5 protein-coding genes are annotated in these 4253 nt (G+C 66.3%); 3 read left to right on the forward strand and 2 right to left on the reverse strand.

The window, feature by feature from the left end:
* Both IV091_RS04395 and IV091_RS04400 read right to left on the reverse strand, forming a co-directional pair.
* A partial coding sequence (locus IV091_RS04395; protein WP_293465637.1) for a 3-hydroxybutyrate oligomer hydrolase family protein occupies positions 1 to 704 on the reverse strand: 704 nt, incomplete at its 3' end.
* Positions 705 to 1048: 344 nt separating this feature from the next.
* A complete protein-coding gene (locus IV091_RS04400; RefSeq protein ID WP_293465640.1) occupies positions 1049 to 1390 on the reverse strand; it encodes a collagen-like protein in 342 nt (113 codons plus the stop codon).
* 247 nt (positions 1391 to 1637) lie between these two features.
* Here IV091_RS04400 and IV091_RS04405 point away from each other — a divergent pair, with 247 nt between their 5' ends.
* From IV091_RS04405 to IV091_RS04415, 3 genes are all read left to right on the forward strand, one after another.
* The gene (locus tag IV091_RS04405; protein WP_293465643.1) at positions 1638 to 2684 is read left to right on the forward strand and encodes a pirin family protein; all 1047 of its coding nucleotides are present in this window, start codon (positions 1638 to 1640) and stop codon (positions 2682 to 2684) included.
* A 40-nt stretch (positions 2685 to 2724) separates the two neighbouring features.
* Complete coding sequence (locus IV091_RS04410; protein WP_293465646.1) at positions 2725 to 2940, forward strand: SlyX family protein; 216 nt, start codon at positions 2725 to 2727, stop codon at positions 2938 to 2940.
* 21 nt (positions 2941 to 2961) lie between these two features.
* Positions 2962 to 4253 (forward strand): leucine-rich repeat-containing protein kinase family protein (locus tag IV091_RS04415; protein ID WP_293465648.1); only part of this gene is annotated, 1292 nt, incomplete at its 3' end.

The raw sequence follows: 4253 nt of genomic DNA on the forward strand, positions 1-4253 counted from the left end.
TCGGCGCTCGTCATGCTGGCGGTAAAAATCGAGTCTTTTCCGGCCGCTGTGGCGTCGGTGCGCACGCCGTTTTGCACATTGACCGTGTTGTTCTGCAGATCGTGGATGCCGGTGCCCGTGCCCTTGTCGGTATAGGCGACGGCGCAGCCGTTTTTCAGACCCCACTCGCCGGACGAGCCGATGGCGCCATACACGCCGCGCGAGCCGCTGGAAGTGCCGGTGACGATGCACGGGCTGGCCGGATTGAACGTGGAAGGCACCTGAACCATCATCGTGATGTTCTGGCGGCCCGTGCCGTCGTCCGAGTAGGCGATGTATTCGGTGCCGGCGATCTTGCCTTCGCTGGCGGTCACGACGCCCTTGGCATCGACGTTGGGGCCATACAGGGTGCCGTAGCCGCCGTTCGCCGTGATGTCGAGGATGGCACGGTAGTTGTTGAAAATGGCCAGTTTGCGCAACTCGGCCGGGGTCGGGTTCAAGGGGTCCGCCACCACCGGTGCGGCGCCGCCCAGTCCGGTTTTGCCCAGGCCTGCGGTCAGCAAGTCGTCGCTGCTGCCGTCGTAGCTGGCATAAACCACGGTGCTCAGGTAGGCGGGCTTGGTGTTGATGCTTTGAGCCACACCACCCCCGCCGCAACCCGCCAGTACCAGCACCGCAGCGGCTATGGCCGTCACCTTTAATCCGTTTTCGATCGTGCGTTTCATGTCATCCTCTTTGTGTAAGTTTTTATGGATTCGCGTCATCGCCGTCGCCCGCCCTGGCCGTCGCAACCGGGTTGCGGCGTTTGTCCCCTGAGCCTGCGAATGCCCGATGGCCTCATCTGCATGAGGCCCGGACACCTCTGGCCGGGTTCATCATGTTCTGTAATACCTGCTGCTTCAATTCAGTACAAGTACTTACCGGGGCAAGCGAGCTTGACAGCGCTTGTGGAGCGCGTAAAACGCGCGCGAACAAAAAAAACGCCCTCCCCTCAAAAGAGGGGAAGGCGCATGAAGACTGGCGACCGGCAAGGGCTGTGAGAGATCACAGGCCCTTGCCTGGGCGTCAATTACTTCGCGGGAACGATCACCAGGGTGTCGCCGGTTTTGCCAGTGGCGCCGGTGCTGCCCGTGTCGCCGGTGGCGCCGGTCGCACCCGTGGAGCCGGTGTAGCCCGTAGAACCCGTGGCGCCGGTAGCGCCTGTGGCACCGGTAGCACCCGGCGTGCCTGTGCTGGCACCGGTGTCACCCGTGGCGCCGGTAGAACCCGTGGCGCCGGTGGCGCCGGATGGACCTGCAGGACCTGGAACCGTGACCACGGCAGGCGCAGGGGTCGGCACGACCGTGGTTTTTTCGCAGGCGGTCAGGCCCAGGGTGGCGATCAGTGCGGCTAACAGAATTGAATATTTCATGATGATCCTTGGAGGTATTGAAAAAATTTGCACAGAATTTGTGCACAGGCAGTTTTCCTGCCTCGGTCATGAACTGACCTGGAAATTATTTCTGGGTAAGCTCAACAGAACGATGCCCAAAGATACCAAGAGCCCGCCGCTTGCGTTGTAGGACGGCCCCACACTTGCTTGTACGAATAAGCGGGTAGTGGCGGACACTTGAAAGCGTCGCACGCCAGCCTCAGGTGTATTTTTTGAAAGCCCCGCCATGTCCACCCACCCCATCCTCCAGATCAAACCCTTGGGCTTTCCGTGGGAAACGCTGGACCCTTTTTTGTTTTGCGTCTACCACGACGACGCCTACCCGCAGGGCAACGCGCAAATGGGCCCCGCCGCCTCGCTGGCGGGCCGCGACATCGGCCAGGACTTCAGCCGCAAGGACGGCTGGAGCATGTACCACGGCGCAGTGGTGCCGGGCTTTCCGGCCCACCCGCACCGGGGCTTTGAGACCGTGACGATTGTGCGCAAGGGCCTGATTGACCATTCCGATTCCCTGGGCGCCACGGCGCGCTTTGGCCGGGGCGACGTGCAGTGGCTCACCGCCGGTCAGGGCGTGGTGCATTCGGAGATGTTCCCCCTGCTCGACCCGGCAGCGCCGAATCCGCTGGAACTGTTCCAGATCTGGCTCAACCTGCCCGCGCGCAACAAGATGGCAGAGCCCCACTTCACCATGCTGTGGGCACCCGACATTCCCCGGCTGACAACGACCGACGAGCAGGGCCGCACCACCGAGGTGGCCGTGATTGCCGGCCGCCTGAACGACGCCAGCGTGGGCGCGCCGCTGCCCCCGCCGCCCGACTCGTGGGCCGCGCAGGCAGACGCCGATGTCGCCATCTGGACGGTTCGCATGGCGCCCGGGGCGCGCTGGACGCTGCCGGCCGCCACCGGCGCGGACACGCAGCGCCAGCTGTATTTTTTCAAGGGCGCGTCCGTCACGGCGGCAGGCCAGGCGTTGCCGGCGGGCAGCACCGTCACGCTGCGCGCCAATGCCGACGTGGAACTGGTCAACGGCGAGGAAACCGCCGAATTCCTGCTGCTGCAGGGCCGCCCGATTGGCGAGCCGGTGGCGCAGCACGGGCCGTTCGTGATGAACACCCGGGCCGAGATCCTGCAGGCCATGGACGACTACCGGCGCACCCAGTTTGGCGGCTGGCCCTGGCCCGACAGCGCGCCGGTGCACGGGCGCGACCCGGCGCGCTTTGCGCGGCACCCCGGCGGGCGCGAGGAGCGGCCGGCGGACGGCGCGGCGTCGTAACCGCATCCGGGCAGGCCCTGAATTCGTGTCCAATAGCGGCATGGAAAACCCGAACACCGACCAGCGCCTGACCGATCTGGAAATCAAGGCCAGCTTTACCGAAGACCTGGTGGACCAGCTCAACGAAATCATCGTGCGCCAGCAGCAGCAAATCGACCTGCTGGTACGCGAAGTCGGCGCGCTCCGGCAGCAGCAGCCCGAAGGCGGCGCACGCGCCTTGAGCCAGCCCGGCGACGACCTGCCGCCGCATTACTGACCGAGCGCGCGCCCTTCCCCCATGAACACCCTGGAGCAACTGCGCGCCGGCACGCTGGCGGGAAGCCAGCGGCTGCGCCTGTCGTGCGGCCTGACGACCTTTCCGCCCGAGATTTTTGAGCTGGCCGATACGCTGGAAATCCTGGACCTGTCGGGCAACGCCCTGTCGTGCCTGCCCGACGAGCTGCCCCGGCTGCACAAGCTGCGGATTCTGTTTTGCTCCGACAACCAGTTCACCCAGCTGCCCGAGGTGCTGGGGCAATGCCCGCAGCTCAGCATGGTGGGCTTCAAGGCCAACCAGATCAGCCGCGTGCCCGCCGCCGCGCTGCCGCCCGCGCTGCGCTGGCTGATCCTGACCGACAACCGGATCAGCGAACTGCCGGCCGAAATCGGGCGCTGCAGCGCGCTGCAAAAACTGATGCTGTCGGGCAACCAGCTCCAAGCCCTGCCGCCCGAGTTGGCCAACTGCCGCCAGCTGGAACTGCTGCGCATCGCCGCCAACCGGCTGGCGGTGCTGCCCGACTGGCTGCTGGCACTGCCGCGCCTGTCGTGGCTGGCCTATGCGGGCAACCCCTTGTGTGAAAGCCGCGAGGCCGCCGCACTGGCGCTCAGCCCACTCCCCGGCATTGACTGGCGTGATCTGCAGTTGCAACAGCTGCTGGGCGAAGGCGCGTCGGGCGTGATTCACCAGGCGGCGTGGCGGCACGGCGATGGCGTGCTGCCGGTGGCCGTCAAGCTGTTCAAGGGCGCAGTCACCAGCGACGGCCTGCCGCACAGCGAAATGGCCGCCAGCCTCAGCGCGGGCGCGCATCCGCAGCTGATCGCCGTGCATGGCCAGATCGCCGACCACCCGGCCGGTGCGCCCGGCCTGGTGATGGCGCTGGTAGACCCGGGCTTTCGCACCCTGGCCGGGCCGCCCAGCCTGGCCTCATGCACACGCGACTGCTATGCCGAAGACACCCGCTTCACGCTGGCCGCGGCGCTGCGCATGGCCCTGGGCATGGCCTGCGCCGCGCAGCACCTGCACGCGCGGGGCATCAACCACGGCGACCTGTACGCGCACAATATTTTGCACACCAACGACGGTCGGGCGCTGCTGGGCGACTTTGGCGCGGCATCGTTTTTTGCACCCGGCGACCTGCCGTTGGCGCGCGCGCTGCAGCGGCTGGAAGTGCGCGCGTTTTCTTGCCTGCTTGAAGAACTGCTGGAACGCTGCAGCGCGCCATCCGGCGGGGACAGCACGCTGCAGTCGCTCAGTCAATTGCAGGCGCGCTGCGCCCAGCCCGATGCGGCCGCGCGCCCGCTGTTTGCGGA

It is taken from the genome of Polaromonas sp. (assembly GCF_018780625.1).
Classification (GTDB): domain Bacteria; phylum Pseudomonadota; class Gammaproteobacteria; order Burkholderiales; family Burkholderiaceae_C; genus Polaromonas.